We start from the raw sequence: 24,560 nt of genomic DNA, 5'->3' as shown, positions 1-24,560 counted from the left end.
CCTCACGCCTCCTTCGGTGTGGTGGACGAGGCATCCGTCTTTCGCTTGCGGGCCGCGCGAGCCCTGTCACCCATGCGCTGCACCGCTCCCAGCCCGGTCACCGAGGGCTTGGACAGGAACTTGCTCCTCGAGGCCAGCACCACCAGCGGGTGGGTGACCAGGAAGACCACGATCAGGTCCAGCACCGTCGACATGCCCAGCGTGAAGGCGAAGCCCTTCACCTGGCCGACGGCCAGGACGTAGAGCACGGCAGCGGCGAGGAAGCTCACCGCGTCGGCCGACAGGATGGTTCGCTTCGCCCGCGCCCACGAGCGCGGGACCGCGGATCGGAAGGTTCTGCCCTCCCGGATCTCGTCCTTGAGTCTCTCGAAGAACACGATGAACGAGTCGGCGGTGATCCCGATGGCGATGATGAACCCGGCCATGCCGGGCAGGTCGAGGGTGAAGCCGATCCAGCGACCGAACAGCACGAGCACGCCGTAGACCACCAGGCCGGACAGGCCCAGCGACAGGATCGTCAGCAACCCGAGCATGCGGTAGTAGAACAGCGAGTACACCGCCACCAGGGCCAGGCCGATGCCGCCCGCCAGCAGCGCGGCCTCCATCGAGGCGATGCCCAGCGTGGGCGAGACCGTCTCGGCGGCGGACTGGTCGAAGGCCAGCGGCAGCGAGCCGTACTTGAGGGTGTTGGCCAGCTGGGTGGCGCTCTGCTGGTTGAACTGGCCGGTTATCTGGGCGGTGCCGTTCAGCTGGGGGGTGTTGACCTTCGGCGCGGAGACCACCTGGGTGTCCAGCACGAACGCGGCCTGCTTGCCGACGTTCTGCGAGGTGAAGTCCGCCCAGGTCTTCTTGCCCTCGCCCTTGAAGGAGAGGTTGACCCCCCACTGCGGGGCCTTCTGGGTCGGCGACTTGACCGTGGCGTCGTCGATCTTGTCACCCGGCAGGAACACCGGTCCGAGGACGAACTTCTGGGTCCCGTCCTGGTTGCAGGTCACCAACGGCTTCTTGGGGTCGGCGTTGCCGCGCAGCGGGTCCGGGGCGCTGCAGTCCAGCTGCTGGACCGCCTGGACCAGCTTCTTCTGGTCGGTGCTCTGCCGCAGTTGCTTGGCCTGGGCGATGGCCTCCTCCTGGGAGGGCTGATCGCCCGGTGGCTGCTGCGCCTGCTGCGGCGTCGTCCCGGCAGGACCCCGCCCCGACGCGGCCCCCGCCGGTATCGCCTGGACGACCTTGCGGAAGTTGAGCTCGGCGGTCTGACCCAGTTGCTTGGCCTGCTCACCCTGCTTCCCGGGGACCGTGATGACCAGGTTGCGACCGCTGGTGGTCACTTCGGAGCCGCTGACGCCGAGGCCGTTGACGCGCTGCTCGATGATCTGGCGTGCCTGCTTGAGCGATTCCTGGCTGGGCGGCTGACCGTTCGGAGTCCGGGCCGTCAGAGTGACACGGGTGCCGCCCTGCAGATCGATGCCCAGTTCCGGGGTCGGCTTCTGGTTGCCCGTGAAGAACACCAGTGAGTAAATGCCGACGATGATCAGCGCGAAGATCGCTAGGTAACGCCCTGGGCGGATCTGCCCGGCCGGAGGTGCCACGGCGTCGGTCTCCTCGTGGGGGTCTGGGACGAAGTCCGGCACCGAAACCGCCGCGCCCACCGGACGCGACCGCACTGCGCCGCACTCTCCAGTGTGGCAGGTCTCAATCGGAACCCACCGCTGGAGGGGGAACTGTGTGTTCGTGCTCGCTCACACTGTGGTCGTCCACGTTCACCGGAAGCATGGGTACAACCGCGTCCCGGTGAACGCGTCACCACCGTGCTCAGCTGGTCTTTTGCTTCTCGCTCGCCTCTGCGGCCTTCACCTCGTCGTCGGAGGTCTCGGAGGTCTCGGAAGCCGAGTCCTCGTCCGTCACGGAGTCCTCGTCCGCGGTCTCGTCCGAGTCCGGCTCGGTGTTGACCTTCTCGCGAATGGCCTGACGCAGCCAGGTGGTCACCACGCCCGGGGCGATCTCCAACTCGATGGAGTCGTCGGTGGTGGCGGTCACGGTGCCGAACAGGCCCGAGGTCGTCATGACCCGGTCGCCCTCGCCGATCGAGTTCTGCAGCTTCTGCTGCTCCTGCACGCTGCGCTTCTGCTTCCGGATCTGGAAGAAGAGCATCAGTGCGATGCCGACGAGAAGTATCGGGAAGATGAGGCCTTCCATGCTTGCTCCGTTCCGTGGGCACGAGCGATGAGCGCGCCCACACTATTCGGATGTGGCACCACCAGTGTGCCAGCTCGACCGGGTATGGCCCGGGCACCTTACTACCGGCTATGACTCATCGAACAGACTCGGGGCGGTTTCGCCGGGAGCTCGTTCGGGAGGAACGAACCCGAGATGCCGCCAAGCGGACACCGTCGCCACGCGTCCGCGCGGGGTACGGGCCAGCATCCCGGCACGGACCAGGTAGGGCTCGCAGACCTCCTCCACCGTGGTCGGCTCCTCCCCGACGGCCACGGCCAGCGTGGACACGCCCACCGGACCACCGCCGAACGAACGCACCAGGGCGTCGAGCACGGCGCGGTCCAGGCGGTCGAGGCCGAACTCGTCGACGTCGTAGACCTCCAGGGCCGCTCGCGCCACGTCCAACGTCACGGCACCGTCGGAACGCACCTCGGCGTAGTCGCGCACCCGGCGCAGCAGCCGGTTGGCGATGCGCGGGGTACCGCGGGAGCGGCGTGCGATCTCGGCGGCACCCTCCTCCCGCAGGTCCACTCCCAGGATGCCCGCCGAACGACGGATGACCTGGTCGAGCTCGGAGGGCTCGTAGAACTCCATGTGGGCGGTGAAGCCGAAGCGGTCCCGCAGCGGCCCGGTCAGGGATCCGGAGCGGGTGGTGGCTCCCACCAGCGTGAACGGTGCGATCTCCAGCGGGATGCTGGTCGCGCCGGGCCCCTTGCCCACGACCACGTCGACCCGGTAGTCCTCCATCGCCAGGTACAGCATCTCCTCCGCCGGGCGGGCGATGCGGTGGATCTCGTCGATGAACAGCACGTCGCCCCTGGCGAGGTTGGACAGCATGGCGGCGAGGTCGCCCGGCTTCTCCAGCGCGGGCCCCGAGGTGACCCGGAGGGCGGCCCCCAGCTCGGAGGCGATGATCGTCGCCAGGCTGGTCTTGCCCAGCCCCGGGGGTCCGGAGAACAGCACGTGGTCGGGTTGCTCGCCGCGGCGCAGCGCTCCGTGCAGCACGAGTCGCAGCTGCTCGCGCACGCGCGGTTGACCGACGAAGTCACCGAGCGTTCCCGGACGCAGGCTCGTCTCGACGTCCTGCTCGGTCGAGACCTGATACGGCGACAGCGCCGCTTCCGCCTCGTCGCCCGTGGGCTCCTCACCCGTGGGGTCGTCGTCCGTGGGGTCGTCGTGCATCATCCACCAATACCGTCGGTGCGGCTCACTTCGGTCCCATGTTCGCCAGCGCCCGCCGCAGCACCGCCGAGGTGTCGGCCTCGGCCCCGTCGGCCAGCACCGCCTCCACGCTCTGCTCGGCGTGCTTGGCCGAGAACCCGAGGCCGACCAGGGCGTCGGAGACCTCGGTGCGGATCCGGTCGCCGGCGCGGGGCTCGGTGGCCGGTTCGGCCGCCACCTTGTCGCGCAGTTCCAGGGTCAGTCGCTCGGCGCTCTTCTTGCCGATGCCCGGGACCTGGGTCAGCAGTGCGATGTCGCCGTCGGCCAGCGCGGTGCGCAGTTGTTCGGGATCCAGCACGGCGAGCATGGCCAGGGCGAGCCTGGGGCCCACCCCGGACGCGGTCTGGAGCAGGACGAACAGGTCGCGGGCGTCGGCGTGGGCGAACCCGTACAACGTCAGCGAGTCCTCCCGGACCACCAGCGAGGTGGCCAGGTGTCCCTCCTCCCCGCGCCGCAACGACGCCAGGGTCACCGGCGTCGCGTACACCGCCACGCCGACTCCGCCGACTTCCAGCACGGCGTGGTCCAGACCGATCGAGAGCACGGTTCCCCGCACTGAGGCGATCATCGCTGCTGTCCTCCTGTGGAGCCGCGTTCGCGGGCCGCGTCGGCGAGGCGGGCGCGGTGATTGCGTGCCAGCTGCGCGGCCTTGGCCTCCGCCTCGGCGATCCGGTCGCTCATGGGCGCCCGCCACAGGTGGCACACGGCCAGGGCCAGGGCGTCGGCCGCGTCGGCGGGCTTGGGCGGGCTCTCCAGCCCGAGAATCTTGGTGATCATAGTGGTGACCTGGCGCTTGTCCGCACGCCCCGAGCCGCTGATGGCGGCCTTGACCGCGCTGGGGGTGTGGAACGCCACCGGCAGGTCCCTGCGGGCGGCGGCCAGCGCCACGATCCCGGAGACCTGGGCGGTGCCCATCACCGTGCGAACGTTCTGCTGGCTGAACACCCGCTCGACGGCCACGACCTCGGGCCGGTGCGCGTCCATCCAGCCCTCGACCCCCTCGGCCACCGCCATCAGGCGATCGGCGAGTTCGTCGGTGGAGGGAGTGCGCACGACACCGACACCGAGGCAGGCGATCTCGCGCGCCCGACCGCTCTCGATCACGCCGACCCCGCAGCGGGTCAGCCCGGGATCGACACCCAGCACACGCACGCGGCCATCCTCTCCCGCTGGGAACATTCGTTCGAACTATACCGCTGCCGGGGCCCCGGCAGCGGTGCCGACACCCCGAGGCGCACGGTTCTCACGGCCCGTCGTACCCGGGAGTCCAGTTCTCCGGGGAACCGCTGGCGGTCAGCACGGGTTGGTACTCCGCGAACCCGTCGGGAGCGTCGTCCTGCCACGGGAACACCCCCCCGGGCAACGACAGCACCAGCTGCAGCGCGGGAAAACCTTCGTCACCGTAGACGAGCAGCGCGCTCCCCAGGAACTCCGGGTAGTGCTGCCGGGCCACTCGCTCGAAGGTGACCGGGCACTCCGTGACGAACCCCTCGTAGAGCCGTCCCGGCACGAAACGCTCTCCCCGGCCCACGCGGCGCACGTAGGTGTTGATCACGGCGTGGGAGACCTCGGAGGCCAGGCCGATCACGACGACCTCGGGTTTGCCGAAGCGGCGCCACGCCCCCACCGAAAAGGCGTACGGAGCGCCCTCCTCGTCTCCGGCCACCTGCATGACCGCGGCACCGTGCCGCTCGGCGGTGTCCACCAGCCACTTGCGCAGATTCTCGTCCGTATCGGCCACGGAAACCATTGTGCCTACCGCCGTCCGGACTCGGGGCGGACCACACCCGATCGGGATCACCCCGATGGACGACGCAGCGGGTACCGAAGCGCTGCCTGTGCCTGCTCCGGCGGCCAGACCACGGTCCGAACGCCGTCCTGCCACTGCACCGTCAGCACCCGGTGTCCGACCTGACGGCCGGCGGAGTCGAGCCGGAAACGGCCGAACAGCGTCGTGCGATCCAGCTTCCGCGCGACCGCGGCCACCGCCGCGTCCTCGGAAGTCCCGGCCTCGTGCAGGCAGCGCAGGGCCAGCACTCCGGCCGCGAACGCCTGCGCGGCGGGATAGGGCGGGTCGTCACCGGTCAGCTCCCGGTGGGCGGCGACGAACTCCGAGGCGGCCGGCCCCTCGTCCGGCTGCGGGGCGACCTCCGGCATCCACTGCGCCGGGCCGAGCAGCCCCTCGCGACGGTCCCCCAACTCGGCGAGCACTTCACTCACCCCGGCGGCGACGAATCCGGCCGCCCGCCACCTGTCCCGGTCGAGAGCGCGTGCCAGGACGAGCTCGTCGTCGAACCGCCCCGCCGCCAGCAGTACGTCGGCGCGGGGCGGATCGCCGGGCAACACGGCGCGCTCGGCGTCCAGTCCGCGGTGCACCGCCGCCTGCTCCGCTCCCCCGGCGACACCACGACCGAATCCGGTGTCGCCGTGCAGCACACCGACCCGTCCCACTCGCGGGTCCGCGTGGTAGATCACCTCCACGGCCCCGATGAAGTAGGTGTGCGCCGGGGCGAGCACGCTCACGACGTTGTCCCGAGGACGGATTCGCGCGCCTCCGTGGTTCCACACCAATCGTGAGGTCGCCTTCACGACCTCCGCGGTCGGTCCGCTGCCGTACGGACCGAACAGCAGGTGCGGCTCGTTCCGCTCGGCGTGCCGTACCGCGGCCGACGCGTCGGGGTGGGCGTCGACGACCTCCAGGTCCACCGTTTCCGTTCCGGTGAACCGGCGCGCCCAGAGCCGCAGCGCGGTGGCCGTGGCACGACCGTAGCGGGCGAGCGGACCGGACAGCGGAGTCACCAGCGCCGCGCGCACCATCACATCGCTCTGCGTTCAGTGATGGGAGACGTCGGTGTTCTCGGCCGAACCCCACCCGTGCCAGCGCGAGACGTCGATCCACGCGCTGATCCGGTGCCGGTCGCGCACGTGGTACGGGTTGCCGGTGTAGTGGCGGGCGAGCCGGTCGATGTCGACGAGCTCGGGGTCGTCGACCAGCTCCGCCACGCGCCCCTGAAAGCTGACGTGGGTGTACCAGTCGTCGGAGGCCAGCACCGTCAGCGTCACGAGGGGGTTGGCCCGCATGTACTCCAGGCGCTTGCGGCCCTCGTCCATGTTGACCAGGATTCGCCCCTCCTCCCAGAGGTACCAGGTGGCCACCGAGACGGGCTGTCCGTCCGGCCGCACGCTGGTGATCACCGAGGGGTTCGGCCGGGCCAGCAGATTGGCGACCTTCTCGGGTACGGGCGGCTTCGCCACGACGGCACCCTCCTCACGTTCCGGCGACTACGGCGTCAGCGATGTTAAGGGCCACCGCCGGTCTCGGCTCGCCGAGGCTCCACCCGTCGGGGCTCCGCGGTGTCAGGACTCCGTACCCGCCGCACCCGGTGGGGCCGTGACGATTTTCCCTAAAGTTGTGTCACAACTTTAGGGAAAATCGTCACGCGTCCGGGGTCGGTACCGTCAGCCCTGGACCTCCGCCATGACCTCGTCGCTGACGTCGAAGTTGGCGTAGACGTTCTGGACGTCGTCGCAGTCGTCCAGGGCGTCGATGAGCTTGAACAGCTTGCGCGCCCCGTCGCTGTCCAGCGGCACGTTGACCGTGGCCAGAAAGCTCGTCTCCGCCGAGTCGTACTCGATCCCCGCCGCCTGCAGCGCCTTGCGCACCTCGACCAGTTCGCTGGGCTCGGAGAGGATCTCGTAGTTGTCGCCGAGGTCGTTGACCTCCTCGGCTCCGGCCTCCAGCACGGCGGCCAGCACGTCCTCCTCGCCGAGGCCGTTCTTGGGCAGCAGCACCACGCCCCGCCGGTTGAACAGGTACGACACCGACCCGGGGTCGGCCATCGAGCCACCGTGGCGGTTCATGGCCGTGCGCACGTCGCTGGCGGCCCGGTTGCGGTTGTCGGTCAGGCACTCGATCAGCACGGCCACGCCGTTGGGCGCGTACCCCTCGTACATGATCGTTTCCCAGTCGGCGCCGCCGGCTTCCTCACCGGCGCCCCGCTTGCGCGCCCGCTCGATGTTGTCCTGGGGCACCGAGTTCTTGCGCGCCTTCTGCAGGGCGTCGTAGAGGGTCGGGTTGGCCTCTGGGTCCCCTCCACCGGTGCGCGCGGCGACCTCGATGTTCTTGACCAGCTTCGCGAAAAGCTTGCCGCGCTTGGCATCGAGGGCGGCCTTCTTGTGCTTGGTGGTGGCCCACTTGGAGTGGCCGCTCATCTCTCCTCCGTCTTCTGTGTCGCCCGCACGACCCCAGCGCTGTCGAGCGCGGTCACGCCGCGCGGACGGTCTGCACGAAATAGCGGTGCACGCGCTCGTCCGTGGTGACCAGCTCCGGGTGGAAGGCCGTGGCGAGCACGGGTCCCTGCCGAACCGCGACGATCGTACCGGCGGAAGCCCGCTCGCCCGCCACGTGCGGGTCCGGGGTGTCCACGGTGGCCAGTACCCGCACGCCCGAGCCGGTCTTCTCGACCCAGGGAGCGCGGATGAACACCGCGTGCACCGGACCGCCATCGACCCCCTCGACATCCACCTCGGTCTCGAAGGAGTCGACCTGCCGCCCGAAGGCGTTGCGGCGTACCGCGACGTCGAGGGCGTCCAGGGTGCGGACCGCCGGGGAGCCGTCCGGGGCCTCGTTGTCGAGCACCCTGTTGCCGAGCAGCACCATCCCCGCGCACGAGCCGTAGGCGGGCATCCCCTCCGACAACCGCTCGGCGACCGGTTCGAAAAGCTCGAAGGTCTCCAGCAGGCGGCTCATCGTCGTGGACTCACCGCCGGGCAGCACGAGCCCGTGCACTCCGGCGAGCTCCTCCGGGCGACGCACCGGCCGAGGCCGGGCACCGCCGCGTTCCAGCGCCGCCAGGTGCTCGGCGACGCCGCCCTGCAACGCGAGGACTCCGATCACCGGTTGAGCTGTGGTCACGCCTCGATTGTGCTGGACTCGCCCACCCGATCGACGCCCGGGTTACTCGCGCTCGCCCGCCTTGCTCCTGTTGACGGCCCACCAGCCGATCGCGATCGCCACGATCAGTGGAGGCACCGCGAAGGCCGACCAGCGCGCGGCGATGTCCTCCGAGAACGCCGCCAGCACGACGACCAGTGCCAGAAAGCCCATGACCACCCAGTTCGAGTAGGGCGATCCGGGCATCCGGAAGGACGGACGCCGCACCTCGCCGCGCTGAGCGCGTCGCCGGAACCGCACCTGGGAGTAGAGCAGTGCCATCCACGTGGCGATGACGCCGAGCGAGGCCACCGAGGTGGCGATCTCGAAGGCCTGCTTCGGCAGCGCGTAGTTGAGCGCCACGCCCAGCAGGAAGACGAGGCCGGTGAACAGCACGGCGCCGTAGGGTGCGCGCTGGGCGTTCATCCGCTCGGTGAAGGCCGGTGCCTCACCCCGCTGGGACAGCGACCGCAGGATGCGACCGGTCGAGTAGAGCCCGGAGTTGCAGCTCGACAGGGCGGCGGTGAGCACGACGAAGTTCATGAGGTCGCCCGCCCAGGGGATCCCGATGCTGGAGAACACAGTGACGAACGGGCTCTGCCCGCCGCTGTAGGCGGTCCAGGGCAGCACCATGAGCAGCAGCAGCACCGAACCGACGTAGAACACGGCGATGCGCCAGATGACGCTGTTGATGGCCCTGGGCATCACCTTGGCGGGGTCCTTGGTCTCGCCCGCGGCGATGCCGACCATCTCGGTGGAGGCGTAGGCGAAGATCACGCCCTGCAGGCTCATCAGCACGATCGGCAGACCCATCGGGAAGAAGCCGCCGTGGGCGAACAGGTTGTGCACTCCCGCGGTCGTACCGCCGACCTCGGCACCGGTCAGCACCAGCCACAGCCCCACGGCCAGGAAGCCGAGGATGGCCAGCACCTTGATGGCCGAGAACCAGAACTCCAGTTCTCCGAACAACCGCACCGACAGCAGGTTGACCACCAGCAGCACGGCCAGCGAGATCAGCGCGGTCAGCCACTGGGGGAACTCCGGGAACCACTTGCCGATGTAGATCCCGGCGGCGGTGATCTCGGCGACCCCGCTGCCCACCCAGTTGATCCAGTACATCCAGCCGGTGGCGAAGCCGGCCCACGGTCCGATGAACTCCCGCGAGTACTCGACGAAGCTGCCCGCCACCGGGCGGTGCAGCACCAGTTCCCCGAGAGCGCGGAGCACGAAGAAGGCCGCGATTCCGCACACGAGGTAGGACAGGACCAGGCCGGGGCCCATCTTCTCCAGCAGTCCACCGGCACCGAGGAAGAGGCCGACGCCGATGGCACCGCCCATGGCGATCATCTGGACCTGGCGGTTGCCCAGCCCGGTGGCGTAGCCCTCCGAGCCCGTGGCGCTCTCGGCGCTGGCGGTGGTCCTGCCCGCGGGCGGGTCGGGGGTCGTGACCAAGATCGGCCTCCCGTGCACTCCGGCCGGGTACGGGTGGCCCGGCGCGCTACGTCTCCCGGGCGTGATGTCCTGCACGCCCGTGTCAGTCCGAGCAGACCCTAATCACCCGAAAGGAGTAGTCCGAACGGGGGGTTAACGTTGACTTACTTCGTTCACCCCACACCGAGGAGCCGTAAACCCGCCGTGGTCACAGCCGCCCCCACCACGGCGAGCACGAAGGGAGCGCGGCACCAGGCGAATACGCCGCCGACGGCCACTCCCGCCACCCGCGCCCCGCCGGCGAAGTCACCGGACTCGACCAGGGTGCTCGTGGCGACGAAAGCGCCGAGCAGGGTCATCGCGGCGATCGACATCAACCGCCGCCCGCGCTCGGACAATCGCACCCGTCCCCGCAGCAGCACTCCGGCCAGCCGCAGGGCGTAGGTTCCCGCTGCCAGCAGCACCACCACGCCGATGCTCACCGCCGCTCCTCCCCGGTCGGCAGCGGCAGTGCCGCGGCCACTCCCACCAGCGCGACCATCACGGGCATCCCTTCGGGCAGCAGCGGCGTCGTGGCCAGGGCCAGAACCGCACCCACCACCACGGCCCGCAGGGTGGAACGCTCCCGCAACGAGGGGATGATCAGCGCCAGCAGCGCGGCGGGCAGTGCGGCGTCGAGCCCGAAGGTCGCCGGGTCGCCCACGTGTCGCCCGAGCAGACCGCCGAGGAACACCGAAGGCGCCCAGACGCCGTAGAGGACGAGCCCGACCGTCCAGTAAGCCCGCCTGCGAGCCGCGGGATCGTTCTCGGCCAGAGCGAAGGCCACGGCCTCGTCGACCATGACGTGGCTGCCGAACAGCCGAGCGCGCCGGCTCGTGGCCAGCGAGTTGCCGATCGCCAAGCCGTAGGGGAAGTGCCGCGCGTTGAGCATCACCCCGCCGAGCACCGCCGTGATCGGCGCCGCCCCACCGGTGATCAGCCCGACGGCCATGAACTCGGAGCCGCCCGCGAACACGAGCGCCGACATCGCCGTGACCAGCCAGAGCGACATCCCCTTGCTCACCGCGATCGCACCGAGCGAAGCACCGACGAGCGACATCGCCACCGCCACCGAGAGCACGTCGCGCAGCGGCGGGCCACTCGAGCGCCATAGTGTTCTCTCCGGCGAACGCATGGTTCACTATAGTGAACATCTGCCAGGCGTTCGTCAAGCCGAACACGTATACCGATAGAGCGAACACTCAATGAGTCACACCGACCCAACACCACTGGAGATCATCTCCGTAGCGCTGCGCCGGGAGCGCGACCGGGCGGGGATCTCGCTGTCGGAGCTGGCCAAGCGCGCCGGCGTCGCCAAGTCCACGCTCTCGCAGCTCGAATCGGGCTCGGGGAACCCGAGCGTGGAGACGCTGTGGGCGCTCGCGGTGGCCCTGGGCATCCCGTTCACCCGACTCGTCGAGTCCCCCACGCCCCACGTCAGGGTGATCCGCTCCGGTCAGGCCGCGTTCGTGCGCTCCGAGCGGTCACCGTTCGCCGCCGCGCTGCTGTCGTCGTGTCCGGCGGGAGCGCGTCGGGACCTGTACACGATGGCTCTCGACCCGGGCACCCCGCGCCACGCGGCGGCGCACATCTCCGGGACCGTGGAGCACGTGCTCGTCACAGCGGGCAGGATGCGGGCGGGTCCGGAGGAGGACCCGGTCGAGGTGGAGCCGGGTGACTACGTTTCGTTCTCCGGCGACGTGGCCCACTGCTACGAGGCCCTGGAATCCGGGACCACGGCCGTCCTGGTCATGGAGCACACCTGAGGCGGCCAGGGCGACCGGAACGCCGTCGGCGCCCGGTCACCGCCTCACCTCACCAGCCGCGCCGGGCGTAGTGCTGGTCCTCGGGCAGGCTGTCGACGTTGAGGCCGACCATGGCCTCGCCGAGCCCGCGCGAGACCTTGGCGATCACGTCCGGGTCGTCGTGGAAGGTGGTCGCCTTGACGATGGCCTCCGCCCGTGCCTGCGGATCGCCGGACTTGAAGATGCCCGAGCCGACGAACACGCCCTCGGCGCCGACCTCGCGCATCATCGCCGCGTCCGCCGGGGTGGCGATACCGCCCGCCGTGAACAGCACGACCGGCAGCTTGCCCGTCCTCGCGACCTCGCGGACCAGCTCGACGGGCACCCGCAGTTCCTTCGCCGCCGCGTAGAGCTCGTCGCTCTCCAGCACAGACAGCCGCCGCATCTCCGCGCGGATCTGCCGCATGTGCCGGGTGGCCTCGACGACGTTGCCGGTGCCGGCCTCACCCTTGGAGCGGATCATGGCCGCGCCCTCGGAGATGCGCCGCAGCGCCTCGCCGAGGTTGGTGGCTCCGCACACGAACGGCACCGTGAACGGCCACTTGTCGATGTGGTTGGCCTCGTCGGCCGGGGTCAGCACCTCGGACTCGTCGATGTAGTCGACACCGGCCGACTGCAGGACCCTGGCCTCCACGAAGTGACCGATGCGGGCCTTGGCCATGACCGGGATCGACACGGACTCCACGATCCGCGCGATCATGTCCGGATCCGACATCCGGGCCACTCCGCCCTGCGAGCGGATGTCGGCGGGCACCCGCTCCAGAGCCATCACGGCCACCGCACCGGCCTGCTCGGCGATCCTGGCCTGCTCGGGGGTGACCACGTCCATGATCACACCGCCCTTGAGCATCTCGGCCATACCTCGCTTGACGCCGTCGGTTCCCGTCGTGGTGCCGACGGCGTTTTCCCCGGTTGTCACGTCAGACCCCTTCTTCGATACCGGCGCGCACGTCACGCGCCCTGAGCTTCCCCCTCGACCCTACGACCGCGACCGGCCTGCGAAACGGTCCACTGCGCGGCTTTCCGAGCAGTCCACTCGGCCCGCGCTCACGGTGACCGGTCTTGCACGAGCAGCCCCGAAGGTGTGTGATCGGGGACACACCTCGGTGGTCGGGCACGCAGGGCGCACTGATGGGGAGCACTGATGGGTAGCAAGCAAAGCGGCAACAGCGGTGGGGTGCACGCGGCGCCCGCGCCGACGGAACCGACCGCCATCCGCAACGTCGTCCTCGTCGGTCCCTCCGCGGCGGGCAAGACCACCCTGGTCGAGGCACTGCTGGCGCGGACGTCGGCGATCGGCAGAGGCGGCTCGGTGGTCGAGGGCACCACCGTCTGCGACCACGAGTCGGCCGCCGTCGAACAACAGCGTTCAGTCGGCCTGGCCGTGGCTCCGCTCCTGCACGGGGACACGAAGATCAACCTGATCGACACCCCCGGTTACGCCGACTTCGTCGGTGAGCTGCGCGCGGGGCTGCGCGCGGCGGACGGGGCGCTGTTCGTCGTGTCCGCGACCGAGGGCGTCGACGCCGCCACCCAGGCCTCCTGGCACGAGTGCGCGGCGGTAGGAATGCCCAGAGCGGTGGTGGTCTCCCGGCTCGACCAGGCGCGCGCCGACGCCGACGCGGCGATCACGGCCTGCCGGGAAGCCTTCGGCGACGGGGTGCTGCCGCTGTACCTGCCGCACTACGAGGACGGCGCGGCGAAGGGCGTGCTGGGACTGCTCACCGGCGACCTCCACGACTACTCGGTCGGCTCCGCGCCCCGGACGCGCCCGGCGGAGCAGGCGCTGCGGGACCGGTCGAGCGGCCCGCGAGCCGAGCTCATCGAGAGCATCATCTCCGAGAGCGAGGACGAGACCCTCATGGACCGCTACCTGGCCGGCGAGGACGTCGAGGAGGACGTGCTGATCCGGGACCTGGAAGCGGCCGTGGCCAGGGGCGGGCTGCACCCGGTGCTGCCGGTGTGCGCCTCCGGCGGAGTCGGCCTGGACGAACTGCTCGACGGGATCGTGCGCGGTTTCCCCTCCCCGCTGGAGCACGCGCTGCCGGAGTTCACCGATCCGGGAGGCAGCAACCCCAGGAAGCTGACTCCCGATCCGCGCGGTCCGCTGGCGGCCGAGGTCGTCCACACCGCGGTGGATTCCTACGTCGGCAGGGTCTCGCTGGCGCGGGTGTTCTCCGGCACGCTGCGCCCCGACCACCCCGTGCACGTGTCCGGGCACGGGATGGCCGCGCGCGGACACCCCGACCACGACGAGGACGAGCGGGTCGCGCACCTCTACTCCCCGCTGGGCTCCGCACTCCGGGAGATCCCCCACTGCGTGGCCGGGGACCTGTGCGCGCTGACCAAGCTCGGTTCCGCCGAGACCGGCGACACGGTCTCCGACCCGAGCGACCCGCTGCTGCTGTCACCGTGGCCGATGCCGGAACCGCTGCTGCCGATCGCGATCGTGGCTCACAACCGCAGCGACGACGACGCGCTCGCGCGCAACCTCAACCGCCTCATCGCCGCCGATCCGACCCTGCGGTTGGAGCGCGCGACCGAGGCGCACCAGATGGTGCTGTGGTGCATGGGCGAGGCCCACGCCGACGTCGTCCTGCAGCGGCTGCGCGAGGGCGGGGTCGACGTGAACACCGAGCCGGTGCGGGTCGCGCTGCGCCAGACCTTCCGCGAACAGGCCCGGGGGCACGGCAAGCACGTCAAGCAGTCCGGCGGGCACGGGCAGTACGCCGTCTGCGACGTCGAGGTGGAACCGCTGCCGCGCGGTTCGGGGCTGGAGTTCCTGGACAGGGTGGTCGGTGGGGCCGTGCCCCGGCAGTTCGTCTCCAGCGTGGAGAAGGGCGTGCGCCGGCAGGCCGAGAAGGGGCTGGAACCGGGACGCCCGCTGGTGGACCTGCGCGTGACGCTGGTCGACGGCAAGGCCCACAGCGTGGACTCCTCGGACGCGGCGTTCCAGACCGCCGGTGCGCTGGCGCTGAAGGCCGCCGCCGAGCAGGCGGGGCTGGTGAACCTGGAACCGGTGGACGAGGTGGTGGTCCACATCCCCGACGAGCACCTGGGCGCCGTCCTCGGCGACCTCTCCGGACGACGCGGCAAGGTCGTGGGCACCGAACCGGAGGATCCCGGCTGGACCGTCGTGCGCGCGCACGTACCCGCCAGCGAACTCGTGCGCTACGCGGTCACCGTGCGCTCCCTGAGCTCGGGCAGCGCCACCTTCACCCGCACCTTCACCAGTCACGAACCCGTGCCGAGCTGAGCGCTAGCAGCACCCGCTAGCAATGTGGGCTAGCATGTGGCTATGAGGACCACCATCTCGCTGGATCAGGAGCTGTACGAACATGCCAGGCAATGGGCTGAAGCAGACGGCGTCTCGGCGAACGAGTGGATGATCCGCGCTCTCGACCGGGAAGACACGAGGCGCCGTCACCTGGCGCACAACGAGTGGTCCCGCACCAATCGGGATCTCCTCGACCAATGGGACGCGGAACTCCACGGTTCGCCGGACCACGGCTCCGAAACGGACAGCGAGTGAACCTGCTCCGCGGGCAGGTCTGGGAGAGCAACCGGTCCCATTTGTCCCGCGTACTGGTGCTCTCCGGATCGATGTACAACTCGCTTCCGGACATACCCAACGTACTCGTGCTCCCCGTCGTCACCGACGAGTCCCCCGGTGGGTGGACCGTGTCCATCGGTGGCAGCGACTTCGTCGTGGTGGACAGGGTCTCCCCCTTCCGCAAGGCATGGCTGACCACGCTGCAGCACCAGGTGGACACCGCCACGCTGACCAATATCAACAACGCGTTGTTCAAGATCCTCGCGACCGAGTAGGACCACAGTCCCCACCCCATGTCGCGGCCGAATCCGGCGGGACGGCACCGGAGGAGCTGCGCTCCGCAGCGTCTTCGCGTCGGGGTCCGGGCTGCTGTCCTCGCGAGGCCCGCACCTGAGAACCACCGAGGAGTCAGCCCGCACACACGGACGCGAAGCGGCTCCGCCGCTGCCCGGAAGACCCCGTGGCCCCTTCCCCGCTACATGTCGAGACCGAGGTCGAGGGAGGGCGCCGAGTGCGTCAGGCCGCCGACGGCGAGGTAGTGCACTCCGGTGTCGGCGTAGGCGCGCGCCACGTCGAGGGTGAGTCCTCCGGACGCCTCCAGCTCGGTGTTCGGAGCGACCTCGGCGGTACGGCGCACGGCCCGCGCGCACTGCTGCGGGGTGAAGTTGTCCAGCAGCACGAGTTCGGCGCCCTCGGCCAGCACCGCGTCCAGTTCGTCCAGGGTGGACACCTCGACCTCCAGCGGCAGCTCCGGGGCGCGGGCCCGACAGGCGCGCAGCGCCGCCACGGCCGAACCGGCCGCGACCACGTGGTTGTCCTTGACCAGCACGGCGTCACCGAGACCGAGCCGGTGGTTGACTCCGCCACCGCAGCGCACGGCGTACTTCTGCGGCAACCTCATCCCGGGCAACGTCTTGCGGCTGTCCCGGATCCGGCAGCCGGTCCCCCGGACCGCCTCCACCCACGACGCCGTGGCCGTGGCGATCCCGGACAGGTGACACAGCAGGTTCAACGCCGTGCGCTCGGCCGTCAGCAGCCCGCGCACGCTCGCGCGCACGCCGAGGGCGCAGTCACCGGCCTCCAGCGATCCCCCGTCCTCGCGGGCGGAGCGGACCTCGTAGCCCTCGTGCCCCAGCACCTCGTCGAGGACGAGCAGCACCAGCGGGAGACCGGCCAGCACGCCCGCGTCCCTGGTGGCGAACCGCGCCTCGGCCACGGCGTCGGCGGCCACGGTGGCCTCCGTCGTCACGTCCGGGCCGTAGCGCAGGTCCTCGGCCAGCGCGGTGCGCACCAGCGCCCTGGTCTCGTCCGGGTTCAGTCCGGCGGTGTTCAGAGCCTCGGCCGTCGGCGGGTTCGTCGACCTGGTCATGCCGCTTTCTCCCTCTCCTCGGGGCCGGTGCGGATCAGCCACCCGGACACGTCCAGCCGCAGCACGACGCTGTCCTGCCAGGACCGGTCCGTCTCGGGGAAGTCCGGCCTGCGGTGGCAACCCCGCGACTCCGTGCGAGCCGCGGCCGCCGCGAGCAACGCCTGCGCGGTCAGCGCCAGGGCGGAGTCCTCGACCGCCCGGTGAGTCCGCAGTGGACGGACGACGCCCGCGCCGTCCAGCTCGGCCGAAGCCGCGGCCAGCCCCTCGGCCGTGCGCCCAATGCCCGCGTACCGGCTCATGGTGCGCTGAAGCAGGTCCCGGTCGACCACGGCGGTGGCCGGGACGGGATCGGCGACGGCCGCGGTTCGGACGACGACCCCGCACCGCAGGTCCCTCGTGACGGCGTCGGCCGCTCGGGAGCCGACGACCAGTCCCTCCAGCAGGCTGTTCGAGGCCAACCGGTTCGCGCCGTGCAAACCGGTCCGCGCCACCTCACCGGCCACGTAGAGCCCGGAGACGGCGGTGCGACCGTCCACGCTGGAAACGACTCCGCCGCAGGAGTAGTGCGCCGCACTCGTCACCGGGATCGGTTCGGAGACCGGATCCACCCCGGCTTCCCGGCAGGCCGCGTACACGGTCGGGAAGCGATGCGCGAAATTACCGCCGAGGCCGGTGGCGTCCAGGTACACGCACTCCTGCCCGCTCGCGGCGAGGCGTTCGGTGATCGTCGCCGACACGACGTCGCGCGGGGCGAGGTCGGCCAGCGGGTGCTCGCCCTCCATCACCCGTCGGCCGTCGGCGTCGACGAGAACCGCTCCCTCACCGCGCACGGCCTCGGTGACCAGCGGTCGCCGTCCGCTGCGCCCCTCCGGGGCGTACAGCACCGTCGGGTGGAACTGGACGAACTCCAGGTCGGCGACCGAAGCGCCCGCCCGCAGCGCCAGCGCCACCCCGTCGCCGGTGGCGACGTCGGGGTTGGTGGTCGCGGAGTAGAGCTGCCCGAGCCCGCCGGTGGCCAGCAGCACGGCGGGCGCGTGCACCACGCCGGGCCGCCCCTCGGGATCGAGCACCAGCGCACCGGCCACCGCGCCGCTCTCGCCGTGCAGGAGCTCCACCACGCAGTGCCGCTCCAGAACCGCGATGCTGCCCTCGGCCGCGGCGCCCAGCGCGCGCTGCACCTCGGCACCGGTGGCGTCCCCACCCGCATGGATCACGCGGAAAGCGCTGTGCCCGCCTTCCCTGGTCCGAAGCAGCGCGTCGCCGTCACCGTCGAAGCGCGCGCCCGCCTCGCGCAGGCGCGCGACCGCGTCGGCTCCGTCACCGAGGACGGTCCGCACCGCCTCCTTCGAGCACAGGCCCGCGCCCGCGTCGAGGGTGTCCCGCACGTGTCGGGAGACGCTGTCGCCGCCCGCGACCTCCGGCGTGACCACGGCGACACCGCCCTGCGCCCAACTCGTGTTGCCGTCGGTGGCGGTGCCCTTGCTCACCAGCAGCACGCGCAGTCCCCGTTCGTGGGCGCGCAACGCGGCCGTGAGCCCGGCGACGCCGCTACCGACCACGAGCACGTCCGCAGCGGTCTCCCAGCTCATTCGCCACCTCCCGGCCTGCCGATCGAGACCATCCGCTCGACCGAGGCGCGCGCCCGTTCGGCGACCTCGGCGGGCACGTCGACCTCGTCGGCGCCTTCGCGCAGGCAGCGCAGCAGCGCGGCGGGGGTGATCATCTTCATGTAGCGGCAGGACGCGCGCTCGTTGACCGCGCGGAAGTCGATCTCCGGCGCGGCGCTGCGCAACTGGTGCAGCATCCCGACCTCGGTGGCCACCAGCACCGAGGAGGCCCCGGTGCTCCGCGCCGCGTCGAGCATCCCGCCGGTGGACAGGATCTTCACCCGCTCCTCGGGCAGCGTGCCGTCCCCGGCCAGGTACAGCGCCGAGGTCGCGCATCCGCACTCGGGGTGGATGAACAGGTCGGCCTCGGGGTTGGCCTCGGCGCGCTCGGTCAGCTCGGGACCGTTGATCCCGGCGTGGACGTGGCACTCACCCGCCCACACGTGGAGGTTCTCGCGACCCGTCTCGCGCCGGACGTGCGCACCGAGGAACTGGTCCGGGCAGAACAGCACCTCCCGCTCGGCGGGGATCGAGCGCACCACGTCCACCGCGTTCGACGAGGTGCAGCAGATGTCGGTCTCGGCCTTGACCTCGGCGGTGGTGTTGACGTACGAGACCACCACCGCGCCGGGGTGCTCGGCCTTCCAGGAGCGCAGCTGCTCGGCGTCGATGGAGTCGGCCAGCGAACAGCCCGCCCGCTCGTCGGGAATGAGCACGGTCTTGTCGGGGCCGAGGATCTTCGCGGTCTCGGCCATGAAGTGCACGCCGCAGAACACGATCGTGGCAGCCGAACTGGCGGCTGCGATCCGGCTCAGCGCCAGCGAGTCACCGGTGTGATCGGCGACGTCCTGGATCTCGGGCAGCTGGTAGTTGTGCGCCAACAGCACGGCGTCGCGCTCGTCGGCCAACCGCCGGATCTCGGCGGCCCACTCGGCGTCCGCGGTCACGCCGACGTAGCCGGACTCGGTCCGCTCTACCGTAGCGGCCATCTCGTCCTCCTCCCCGGACCCTTCCGGAGCCCCGGATCACCCCTGCGGGGTTTTCGCCTTAGAATCGAAAACATGCATCACCCTAGCACCGCGGCAGCCGACGGTGACCGGGACACCGGTCACGAGGTCCTCGCGGCGGTGCTGCGCATCCGCGAGGACCGGCTCCAGGTCCTGCTCTGGCAGCGCGCCCAAACCCCCGACCTGCACAGCTGGGCCCTCCCCGGTGGTCGGCTGGGCGCCGCGGAGGACGTGGAGACCTCCGTCACACGCCAACTCTCGGAGAAGGTCGACGTGCACAAGCTCAGCCACGTCGAACAGCTCTCGGTCTTCAGCGATCCCCACCGGGTACCGGCGCAACGGCTCGTGGCCACCGCGTTCCTCGGGCTCGTCCCCTGCGACGTCGACCCCGAGCTGCCCGCCGACACCCGGTGGCACCCCGTCGACGGCCTGCCCACGACGGCCTTCGACCACGAGGCCATCGTGCTCACCGCGCGGGACCGCCTGCGCGCGAAGCTGTCGTACAGCAACATCGGGTTCGCCCTGGCACCGCCCGAGTTCACCGTCTCGAAGCTGCGCCGCCTCTACTCGGCGGCGCTGGGCTACCGGGTGGCGGCGACCAACCTGCAACGGGTGCTGTCCCGGCGCGGGGTGCTGGAAGCCGCCGGGCGGACCGTGGCGGCGGGACCGAACGGGGGACGCCCGCCCGCGCTGTTCCGCTTCACTTCCCGCGACCTGCGGATCACCGATCCGTTCGCGGTGCTGCGCCCGCCGCATCAGGCGTGATATGAACCTCATTTCACGCGGGCCGGGGCCGAGCCGGGGCGGACACACGCCGGTCCGGTGTTGGCGCGTACGGGTGCGCACCCGTAATTTGGGAGCGTGGTTGATACGATCCCGTTGTTTCCGCTGGGCACAGTACTGCTCCCCGAGGCGTCGCTGCCGCTGCACATCTTCGAGGCGCGCTACCGCCAGCTCGTCGAGGACCTGCTCAAGGAAGTGGTCCCGCATCGCCGGTTCGGCGTGGTCGGCATCAAGCAGGGCTGGGAGGTCGGCGAGGGCAACATCGACTCGATGTACGACGTCGGCTGCTCGGCACTGCTCGGAGAGGTCCACCAGCTGCCCGAGGGGCGCTACGACGCCAGCAGCACCGGCGAGAGCCGCTTCCGGCTCCTGCAGATCGACACCGAGGCCGCCCCGTACCTGATGGCCCGGGTGGAGTGGCTGCCCGACACCAAGCCCGAGAGCGACTCCGACCGGTTGCGCGACCGCATCGCCGCCTCCGCACGTGCCTCCCACGAGCGCTACCACAGCAGCGGGCTGCGCAACTCCAGCTACGACCCCCCGGGAGAGGTCGACATCGAGCAGCTCGCCTACACCCTGGCCGAGGACTGCGTCCTGAGCCTCGAGGACCGACAGGACCTGCTGGCCGAGACCGATCCGCTGGCCCGGTTGCGACTGGTGCGCAAGCTGATCCAGCGGGAGGCCGAGTTCCTGCGGGAACTGCACGCCATCCCGGCGCCGCTGGCCGAATTCGCTCAGCAGACCAGCGACAACTGAGGCTTCACCCGGTTCGCCGTCCGTTATCCGGCCGTCACTCGCTAGGATCACGAGCATGACGACACCGGGTGGCTCCGGTAATTGGGGGCCGAATCAGTACGGCAGCGGGCAGTACTACGACCCGATCACCGGACAACCGTCCGGTCCGGCGGCGAGCGGACAGTCCGGCTACCAGGGCTTCGGCGTGTTCGAGCAGCAGCAGGGGTGGCAGGGAGCCCAGGCCGGACCCCCACCCGGTCCACCACCCGGTCCGCCCCGCAAGAGCAGGGCCGCGCTCATCTCCACCCTGGCGATCACCGTCGTGGGCATCGTCGTCATCACCGCCACGGTCATGATCGTCGGAGGGGACGACACCAAGAACCAGGCGAGCACGACTGCCTCGGCGACCACCACGACGACCTCGACCACCACGACGTCACCGTCCCCGTCGAGCACCGCCAGCTCTCACAACACCCCCGCGGTGGTTCCCGGGTGGCAGGGCGTGGCACTGCCCGAGGCCGGTATCGCCTACGACATCCCGCCCGGCTGGGAAACCCGCCTCGACCGGTTCTCCGGTTACAAGAACAAAAACGGCGACAGCGTTTCCATGACCAACTTCTCCAGCTACAAGCGGGACTTCTGCCCCAGCGCCGACCTCTCGTACCGGGCGCGCGTGGGGGTGACCACGACCGAGGAGAAGGATCCCGTCCGCGCCGCGGAGAAGACCCTCCAGAAGTGGGCCATGCTCGGATGGTCCACCGAGGACGGTACGCCGCCCGGGATCGCGAAGAACCCGATCACCCCGGTCAGCGTCGAGGGCAACAGCAACGGACAACCTCAGCTGCTCAGCGCCACGATCACTCCGGCGGCACCCGGCCCCTGCGGGACGGAGTCGGTGTTCATCAGCATCCTCGCGCTGCCCAGCAACGCCGAGGCCGCCCTGCTCATCGGCATCGCCGATCAGGGCGTGCCCGAAGCCGTACCCCCGCAGACGATCAACCGCAGCCTGACCTCCCTGCGCTGGCTCCCCGAGTGATACGACGCGGGTCGGCGCGGGGTTCACAACTTTAGGGAAAATTGTGAACCCCCAAAAGCGACTACGGTGGTTACCGGGGCTTGCCGAGGCCCCGGTCCACCTTCGCCCCTCCGCACTCCCATGAGAACGTGGTACGAACGAAAAACTCAACGAACTCCCGGCCAACGACGGTGTCGCACCCACCGATCGAGACCAAGCCCTGTTTCATCTTTTTTTGATCGATCTACCATTGGCGATGAGAACTATCGCCGCAGCGACAACACTCCAGTACACGATCTGAAAGATCCAAAAACGAAGCGTCCCCCATTGACTTGCACTCCCGAATGCGGCGATCTGCACAAAAGGTTGCACGAACGCGGCGACGAACACCGTGGAAAGTATGATGATGCCGTTGGTTCTTCTTTTTGTTTTCATACTTAAGTTCCTGTTCTCTCCTAACTAAACAGCTCGACATGAACGTACCATCGCGAATCGTCACCCGGAACAGCTCAGCGGCCTGACCATGATTCAACAGAAATCCTGCGGCGATAGCACTAAACCGCCTTATCCTTCTCGGCCTCTCGGCTCGCTACTCGCGTGATGGTTCTTTACTTTCCTGGCGCGCAGCGTTTTGGCCGACAGAAGCATCACCATCGAAACAACGAAAACTACCCACCACGCAAAGAAAACATGCCACGCCAACAGGATAGCCAGAATTCCAACGACAGCCACTACGCTTCCGATCAGAAGCCCGTACTGGACCGCTGTTCGCCCGGGGTGCGGAGTAATATTTATTCGGCATCTTCCCGTCCTTTTGATTGTTGACCAGCAGTCGCAGAAACCGCCCCACAGGAATTCTCACACCGCTACTCATGCTCAATGCCCTCTTCCTTTTAGCCAAAAGTAAAGACGGACAGCCTGAAGTGCGGTGAGTATTACTATCGCCCCTACGGCCATTACCGCGGCACCAGCGTTGGGTCCCCAGGAGACGATGTTGAACCGTTGGAGAAGATACATCCCTCCGGACGGAATGAGAAACCCCAGGAACATCGTCGTCATTGTGTTGATAATTTTACTCTCTGGATTCACCAATTTTTCCCAGTCCCCTCGTAGACACCATCGGCCAGAAAACCCCGGAAAGGGGAAACGTAGAATGAACCAAGAGCATGCTAACGGACACAAAACCACCTAACCCAGACAGGTCAACCTTGCACACGCCCCGCCACCGAGACCCGAAGTACGACTGCCGTACAAATAATTTGCTATCGAGGCGCGAAAATACCTGGCATCCCGTATCCCCGAGAGAAGCCAGGGCTTCGCATTGATGTTATTACTTTTTATGTCTTATCATCAGCACTCTTCCGATTGCGACTAGAAATAATATCAATCCGACGACTCCAACTATTGCTCGTCCAATCGGCACCTCTTCACTCGGATCGGGAGCTCCGCCGAGAACGGCGGTGATCATGGGCAAAAACATACTCAATGAAGTCGCCGCACCTCCGAGCGCGACAAACCACATTCCCTTCTTTTCGTTGGACTCTGGCAAGCCGAGAACACCGTTTCCAATCCGTATACCAGCCCGAAAGGGCTAGCCTGATACCCGATGACTCCAACTACTGTACCCGCGCCTCCTGTGAGCGGTGTTGTAATAATACCCACCGTGCTAGCGCCGAATCCAATAACATTTTTAGGTTTGGCAGGAGTCTTGTTCGGTGATGTCGGGGCGGTTGTGTCGTTTGTCGATGTACTCCTGTCGGCGTTTGTCGATTTCTGCCTGGCGGGCTTGGGCTGCTGCGGCGGCTGCTGCGTCGGCGTCCTTGCCGGCTTGCAGTGCCGCGGTGCGGGCCTTGTTGGCGGCGGTGTAGGCCTGTTCGGCGTAGCTGTGGGCGTCGGCGGCAGAGCCGTGTGCCCGCACGATGTAAACCGCCGCACCGTGGGCGGACTGGCATGCCGAGGCAGCCGCGTTCTGGGCTTTATCGGCTGATGCCGCCACCTGCTGACCGATTGATGTGCGTCATTCGACGTCGGCCAGTCCGCGGGTGTGTCCTCGGAAGGCGAGCATTTCCTCGTCGGAGATCTCCACCACGGGCGTGTCCGAGTTGAAGTGGCAAGTGTACTCACCTGTGGAGGTGAGAGTGGCCAGAACTCCTCCGGACATATGTTCCGGAAGCAACAGCTCGGGCGGATCGTTGAACAGGAATCCGTCACCGAGCCAGCTCACCACGCAGCCACCGTCCAGGAGCCGCTGCAGGGTGTACCGCAGAGATGTGTGCCAGTCCTGGGCGCTGGGCCACTGTGGCAACCGCACGTCCCAGATGACCACAATCCACTGCTCGCCGTACAGGTACGATTCCTCGTACTCCGCTTCAGGGGGCCACGTTGCGTACGGAAAGGGTTGGGGGTGCCATCCGCCCGGCTCAGTCAACCCGTAGAGAACAATCCCAGGAAGTTCCTCGCGTCCGTCCGAAACACACCAGATGACACTGAGGGTTTCTCGCGATGGTTTCATGTCAGATCCCCCAATTCAACAACTGTTGAAGACTTGGCACCCAATGGGAACGTGACACAAACGAAAACACCAACCAGATGCCGCACGAGTACTCCTCCAAAAGCAACAATCTATCCGCCTACAGTCAATCCTACCTCGACACCGTCGCCCACGAACTCAACGAACCCCTCGCCAACGACGGTGTCGCACACACCAGTTGAGGCCAAGCTGTAACAATTATCCTTTTTCCTTGCCATTGAAAGCCCATCGAATTGACGAGGATTTTCGCAATAATTCTTTTTCGCTCACTACGAGCATGACATGGCTAACTCGCAGAAACCACCTTACTGTTGCAGT

26 protein-coding genes are annotated in these 24,560 nt (G+C 68.8%); 7 read left to right on the top strand and 19 right to left on the bottom strand.

What is annotated here, in order from left to right; translation table 11 throughout:
- Positions 1–2: 2 nt before the first annotated feature.
- From secD to FHX42_RS04010, 13 genes are all read right to left on the bottom strand, one after another.
- On the bottom strand, positions 3–1,586 hold the full coding sequence (secD, locus tag FHX42_RS04070; RefSeq protein ID WP_182543497.1) for a protein translocase subunit SecD: 1,584 nt from the start codon (positions 1,584–1,586) through the stop codon (positions 3–5).
- A 223-nt stretch (positions 1,587–1,809) separates the two neighbouring features.
- Positions 1,810–2,193, bottom strand: coding sequence for a preprotein translocase subunit YajC (yajC, locus tag FHX42_RS04065; RefSeq protein WP_182542790.1), 384 nt, complete (start codon positions 2,191–2,193; stop codon positions 1,810–1,812).
- Positions 2,194–2,301: 108 nt separating this feature from the next.
- Complete coding sequence (ruvB, locus tag FHX42_RS04060; RefSeq protein ID WP_182543496.1) at positions 2,302–3,396, bottom strand: Holliday junction branch migration DNA helicase RuvB; 1,095 nt, start codon at positions 3,394–3,396, stop codon at positions 2,302–2,304.
- Positions 3,397–3,421: 25 nt separating this feature from the next.
- Entirely contained in the window at positions 3,422–4,003 is a 582-nt protein-coding gene (gene ruvA, locus FHX42_RS04055; RefSeq protein WP_182542789.1) for a Holliday junction branch migration protein RuvA, read from the bottom strand.
- A complete protein-coding gene (gene ruvC / locus FHX42_RS04050; RefSeq protein WP_182542788.1) occupies positions 4,000–4,587 on the bottom strand; it encodes a crossover junction endodeoxyribonuclease RuvC in 588 nt (195 codons plus the stop codon). Before ruvC ends, ruvA begins: the two co-directional genes overlap by 4 nt.
- A gap of 91 nt (positions 4,588–4,678) precedes the next feature.
- A complete protein-coding gene (locus FHX42_RS04045) occupies positions 4,679–5,185 on the bottom strand; it encodes a DUF4262 domain-containing protein (protein WP_182542787.1) in 507 nt (168 codons plus the stop codon).
- A 47-nt stretch (positions 5,186–5,232) separates the two neighbouring features.
- Positions 5,233–6,252 carry an ABC transporter substrate-binding protein gene (locus tag FHX42_RS04040; RefSeq protein ID WP_182542786.1) on the bottom strand — a complete coding sequence of 340 codons (1,020 nt, stop codon included), beginning with the start codon at positions 6,250–6,252 and terminating at the stop codon, positions 5,233–5,235.
- A 15-nt stretch (positions 6,253–6,267) separates the two neighbouring features.
- Complete coding sequence (locus FHX42_RS04035) at positions 6,268–6,690, bottom strand: PPOX class F420-dependent oxidoreductase (RefSeq protein WP_182542785.1); 423 nt, start codon at positions 6,688–6,690, stop codon at positions 6,268–6,270.
- 204 nt (positions 6,691–6,894) lie between these two features.
- Entirely contained in the window at positions 6,895–7,647 is a 753-nt protein-coding gene (locus FHX42_RS04030) for a YebC/PmpR family DNA-binding transcriptional regulator (protein WP_182542784.1), read from the bottom strand.
- A 52-nt stretch (positions 7,648–7,699) separates the two neighbouring features.
- On the bottom strand, positions 7,700–8,350 hold the full coding sequence (pdxT, locus tag FHX42_RS04025) for a pyridoxal 5'-phosphate synthase glutaminase subunit PdxT (RefSeq protein ID WP_182542783.1): 651 nt from the start codon (positions 8,348–8,350) through the stop codon (positions 7,700–7,702).
- Between the two features lie 42 nt (positions 8,351–8,392).
- Positions 8,393–9,820, bottom strand: coding sequence for an amino acid permease (locus tag FHX42_RS04020; RefSeq protein WP_407926196.1), 1,428 nt, complete (start codon positions 9,818–9,820; stop codon positions 8,393–8,395).
- Between the two features lie 152 nt (positions 9,821–9,972).
- Positions 9,973–10,281: an AzlD domain-containing protein gene (locus FHX42_RS04015; RefSeq protein ID WP_182542782.1), complete on the bottom strand. Its 309-nt coding sequence runs from the start codon at positions 10,279–10,281 to the stop codon at positions 9,973–9,975.
- Positions 10,278–10,973: an AzlC family ABC transporter permease gene (locus tag FHX42_RS04010; protein ID WP_182542781.1), complete on the bottom strand. Its 696-nt coding sequence runs from the start codon at positions 10,971–10,973 to the stop codon at positions 10,278–10,280. Before FHX42_RS04010 ends, FHX42_RS04015 begins: the two co-directional genes overlap by 4 nt.
- 70 nt (positions 10,974–11,043) lie before the next feature.
- On the opposite strand from FHX42_RS04010, the gene FHX42_RS04005 reads away from it, so the two are divergent.
- Complete coding sequence (locus FHX42_RS04005; RefSeq protein ID WP_182542780.1) at positions 11,044–11,604, top strand: helix-turn-helix domain-containing protein; 561 nt, start codon at positions 11,044–11,046, stop codon at positions 11,602–11,604.
- A gap of 49 nt (positions 11,605–11,653) precedes the next feature.
- On the opposite strand, the gene pdxS is transcribed toward FHX42_RS04005, so the two are convergent.
- Complete coding sequence (gene pdxS / locus FHX42_RS04000; RefSeq protein WP_328795890.1) at positions 11,654–12,562, bottom strand: pyridoxal 5'-phosphate synthase lyase subunit PdxS; 909 nt, start codon at positions 12,560–12,562, stop codon at positions 11,654–11,656.
- Between the two features lie 225 nt (positions 12,563–12,787).
- Here pdxS and FHX42_RS03995 point away from each other — a divergent pair, with 225 nt between their 5' ends.
- Genes FHX42_RS03995 through FHX42_RS03985 form a run of 3 tightly spaced genes read left to right on the top strand, consistent with a single transcriptional unit; the run spans position 12,788 to position 15,471 of the window.
- Positions 12,788–14,899 (top strand): elongation factor G-like protein EF-G2, encoded by a 2,112-nt coding sequence (locus FHX42_RS03995; protein ID WP_182542779.1) that lies wholly within the window; start codon positions 12,788–12,790, stop codon positions 14,897–14,899.
- 42 nt (positions 14,900–14,941) lie between these two features.
- On the top strand, positions 14,942–15,175 hold the full coding sequence (locus FHX42_RS03990) for a hypothetical protein (protein WP_182542778.1): 234 nt from the start codon (positions 14,942–14,944) through the stop codon (positions 15,173–15,175).
- Positions 15,172–15,471, top strand: coding sequence for a MazF family transcriptional regulator (locus tag FHX42_RS03985; RefSeq protein WP_182542777.1), 300 nt, complete (start codon positions 15,172–15,174; stop codon positions 15,469–15,471). The genes FHX42_RS03990 and FHX42_RS03985 overlap by 4 nt, the downstream gene beginning before the upstream one ends.
- A 200-nt stretch (positions 15,472–15,671) precedes the next feature.
- Here the strand turns inward: FHX42_RS03985 and nadC are convergent, their stop codons facing one another.
- Genes nadC through nadA form a run of 3 tightly spaced genes read right to left on the bottom strand, consistent with a single transcriptional unit; the run spans position 15,672 to position 19,161 of the window.
- On the bottom strand, positions 15,672–16,565 hold the full coding sequence (nadC, locus tag FHX42_RS03980; RefSeq protein WP_182542776.1) for a carboxylating nicotinate-nucleotide diphosphorylase: 894 nt from the start codon (positions 16,563–16,565) through the stop codon (positions 15,672–15,674).
- Positions 16,562–18,154, bottom strand: coding sequence for an L-aspartate oxidase (locus FHX42_RS03975; protein WP_182542775.1), 1,593 nt, complete (start codon positions 18,152–18,154; stop codon positions 16,562–16,564). The genes nadC and FHX42_RS03975 overlap by 4 nt, the downstream gene beginning before the upstream one ends.
- Positions 18,151–19,161, bottom strand: a complete 1,011-nt coding sequence (gene nadA, locus FHX42_RS03970) for a quinolinate synthase NadA (protein WP_182542774.1) — start codon at positions 19,159–19,161, stop codon at positions 18,151–18,153. The genes FHX42_RS03975 and nadA overlap by 4 nt, the downstream gene beginning before the upstream one ends.
- Before the next feature lie 72 nt (positions 19,162–19,233).
- On the opposite strand from nadA, the gene FHX42_RS03965 reads away from it, so the two are divergent.
- From FHX42_RS03965 to FHX42_RS03955, 3 genes are all read left to right on the top strand, one after another.
- The gene (locus FHX42_RS03965; protein ID WP_182542773.1) at positions 19,234–19,944 is read left to right on the top strand and encodes an NUDIX hydrolase; all 711 of its coding nucleotides are present in this window, start codon (positions 19,234–19,236) and stop codon (positions 19,942–19,944) included.
- A 96-nt stretch (positions 19,945–20,040) separates the two neighbouring features.
- Positions 20,041–20,718 (top strand): LON peptidase substrate-binding domain-containing protein, encoded by a 678-nt coding sequence (locus tag FHX42_RS03960; protein ID WP_182542772.1) that lies wholly within the window; start codon positions 20,041–20,043, stop codon positions 20,716–20,718.
- A 55-nt stretch (positions 20,719–20,773) separates the two neighbouring features.
- Positions 20,774–21,733, top strand: a complete 960-nt coding sequence (locus FHX42_RS03955; protein ID WP_182542771.1) for a hypothetical protein — start codon at positions 20,774–20,776, stop codon at positions 21,731–21,733.
- A 1,669-nt stretch (positions 21,734–23,402) separates the two neighbouring features.
- On the opposite strand, the gene FHX42_RS03950 is transcribed toward FHX42_RS03955, so the two are convergent.
- On the bottom strand, positions 23,403–23,708 hold the full coding sequence (locus FHX42_RS03950) for a hypothetical protein (protein WP_182542770.1): 306 nt from the start codon (positions 23,706–23,708) through the stop codon (positions 23,403–23,405).
- A 21-nt stretch (positions 23,709–23,729) separates the two neighbouring features.
- The gene (locus FHX42_RS03945) at positions 23,730–24,038 is read right to left on the bottom strand and encodes a hypothetical protein (RefSeq protein ID WP_182542769.1); all 309 of its coding nucleotides are present in this window, start codon (positions 24,036–24,038) and stop codon (positions 23,730–23,732) included.
- Positions 24,039–24,560: the final 522 nt, after the last annotated feature.

It is taken from the genome of Halosaccharopolyspora lacisalsi, assembly GCF_014137975.1.
GTDB lineage: Bacteria > Actinomycetota > Actinomycetes > Mycobacteriales > Pseudonocardiaceae > Halosaccharopolyspora > Halosaccharopolyspora lacisalsi.
Note: the sequence above shows the minus strand (reverse complement) of the source record. Positions and strands in the feature narration are given on the sequence as shown.